The sequence below is a fragment of the Blastomonas sp. AAP25 genome, from assembly GCF_001295965.1.
GTDB lineage: Bacteria > Pseudomonadota > Alphaproteobacteria > Sphingomonadales > Sphingomonadaceae > Blastomonas > Blastomonas fulva.
This window is the reverse complement of sequence record NZ_LJHP01000043.1, coordinates 1-2,643: the sequence shown is the minus strand read 5'-3', so window position 1 is coordinate 2,643 and position 2,643 is coordinate 1. Positions and strand designations below refer to the sequence as shown.

Sequence of the window (2,643 nt, the reverse complement as noted above, 5' to 3'; positions counted from 1 at the left end):
TGCGCCAGCTGTTCGAGGCGACGGTGGCGCGCTGCATTGCCGAGGGGCTGGTTGGCGGCGAAGGGTTCGCAGTCGATGGCAGCCTCGTGCGCGCCGATGTGAGCCGCCAGCATGCAGTCGATAGCGCGGACGCCTTGCCTGACGCAGCCACCAGCCATGCCGTTCGCGAGTATAGCGCCGCATGATCGATCGGACGCAGGAGCGCTTCGGTCTGTGGCCCAAGCGGCTCGCGGGCGATGCAGGATACGGCGATGCAAAGAACCTGTCCTGGCTGGTCGAGGAGCGCGGCATCGAGCCGCACATCCCTGTGGTCGATCATTCTGGCCGCCGCGACGATACCTTCGAGCGTTCTGCCTTCACCTTCGACCACGAAGACGACAGCTATATCTGCCCTGCCGGTAAGCGGCTGCGCCAGAGGCAGAAGATCTATCGCGAGGAGCGGCCGTTCGTCGATGAGAACGGCTTGCTGCGCTACCGCGCCAGCAAGCTCGACTGTGATGCCTGCGCTCTCAAGCCACGCTGTTGCCCGGCCCAACCGGCGCGCATGATCCTGCGCTCAGTCCACGAGGGCGCCCGCGATCTGGCGCGCGACATCGCCACGACCAACGCTTATCTGGTCTCCCGTCGGCAGCGAAAGAAGGTGGAAATGCTGTTCGCGCACCTCAAACGCATCCTGAGGATGGACCGCCTGCGCCTGCGAGGTCCAAACGGCGCAAGAGATGAGTTCCTCCTCGCTGCCACCGCCCAAAACCTCCGCAAGATGGCCAAGATGATCCCGATGTCGGCCACTCCGGTCCCCGCATAACCGGGAGCGAGGCCTCCAAACCGAGCCTCAGCTGGCCCTAGGCTCGATCTCGGCGGCAGGTTTTTCAACACAATCGACCCAGACCCCGTCGTTCGCGACGGGCTGATTGAACGTCTGGTTCCGCCAGAAGCCGCCATAAGGATTTCGGATTGTGCGTGAGCCTCACCACGGAAAATTGTGAGGAGCTACCAACCTCGAAGCCAGAAATGGAACGTCCACCGCAGCGTCCGTCATCAGAGCCGGGTGCAAGTCGGCAGAGTGTTTCGCAGCACGGCAGCAGAATTGTCGAGTGAGGCCTCGCCTTCCAAGCGGCCGTTGAGACGGAGCATCACTGTCCCACTTTGCTGCATCAAAAGCGGAACGAGCTCTGTGCCAGATAATCCGCCAATCCACTGCGTCCCGCCCGAATTGGCGCGCTGGACGGGAATGTTGACCAGGCGGCCGGAAAAATTCCAGGTCATTGTCATTGTGGCTGCAGGAGCGGGCTTGTTGAGCAGCATCGCCATGAACGGCTTGCCGCCTTCGCAATAGAGGCTGAGCGCCTCGATGTTGGGCGAGGCGGCAGCGCTGACATAGGCAATGGGAGCGCGCCCCGGCACAGGCACGACTTCCCACGGGGTGCCAGGCAAGGGGACCGTGGTTTCGGGTGGACTATCGGCCAACATCTTCTTGATCTCCGGTGCCACGGGCAACCGTGTCCCGCTGGCCGGAGGATAGACGGTCAGCTTGCCTCGCTCCCAAAGCCCCACCTGCACTTCCCGGCGGGTGGGATCCATCATGAGATAGGCTTGCTCGACGCCCCCCTGATGCGGGGCGTTGCCGGTGAGATAGAAATAGCGTCCCGCGCGCTGAAGTGGCGAGACAGCCGACAGGTTTGTCCGAAATGCAGCCATTTTTGGCCCGAGCAGTGTCTTCAGGGCGGCCGCCACGGCGCCTTTGTCGAAGATGTCTATGTTATCCTTCGAATACTCTCCCGGGTATTTCCCAACGAGTCCGGCGAGGTTGTTCCATTCTGCCGGAATGCCTTGAACCGCGACTGACGCGTCTGGCCGCGGTAGTGGGGGCGTGCCGGCGAGGGCGCTGCCCTTGCACAGGGTGAAAAGGCCGCCGTTGGTGAAAGCGGCATGGAACGGATCGGGGCGTCCGCCCGGCGGAAGATCGGCATCGAAGCGGATGACGCCAGGCTTCTCGTCATCGTTCACAAACATGATCACCCGCCCATAGTCGTTGTTGCTGACCGGGAAGGGGAAGAAGACAACCGTCATGCCGTCGTAGCTCGCGCCCAGAAAGGTGAGCGCATACTCTACCCTCTGCGGCCTCACCTCGCGGCCGTTGGCGCGAAACAGCATGCCATTCTGGTCGATGACGACCCGTGGTTCCTTCGAGCAGTCTCCGCCTGGCGCATAGCTGCCGAAGATGTGATCGACTCCTTGGCCCTTGAAATCGGACAAAGGGAGCGCATGGCCGTTCGCCGAAGCGAATGCCGAAAGGCCGGCGCCTGCCAATGCCAAAGCAAATCGGCGAGCTTGTGTCACCTGAAGGTATTGCCTTCGCATAACCACTCCCTCTGAGCCGGTAGATACGCGCTCAATCGCTGGTCGACTTCGAAGCAAATCGATTTGCGGCAGCACAAGTTAACCTGCATCTGCCTCAAAGGCAAAAGCTCTAAGCCTGTATGTCGTAAGCCGCGCGTGTCCCGCTCTAGGTATGACCTGTAGGCAAAGAACATTAGCGAGGATAGAGATCGTTTTTGGTTCCGCTTCAGCCGCCTGCATGCGGGCACAAGGGAACGCATGCGAAATAGCTGCCATCCACCCCAAGCAGTCCATGTCGGCTCC

At 61.6% G+C, this 2,643-nt stretch carries 1 protein-coding gene and 1 pseudogene; one reads left to right on the top strand and one right to left on the bottom strand.

Features of this window, described 5'->3' with window-relative positions; all coding sequences use genetic code 11:
- Positions 1-805, top strand: a pseudogene (locus tag IP68_RS18870) (transposase); the annotation flags it as partial.
- Positions 806-1,038: 233 nt separating this feature from the next.
- Here the strand turns inward: IP68_RS18870 and IP68_RS18865 are convergent.
- Positions 1,039-2,436: a hypothetical protein gene (locus tag IP68_RS18865; protein ID WP_231684170.1), complete on the bottom strand. Its 1,398-nt coding sequence runs from the start codon at positions 2,434-2,436 to the stop codon at positions 1,039-1,041.
- Between the last annotated feature and the right edge of the window lie 207 nt (positions 2,437-2,643).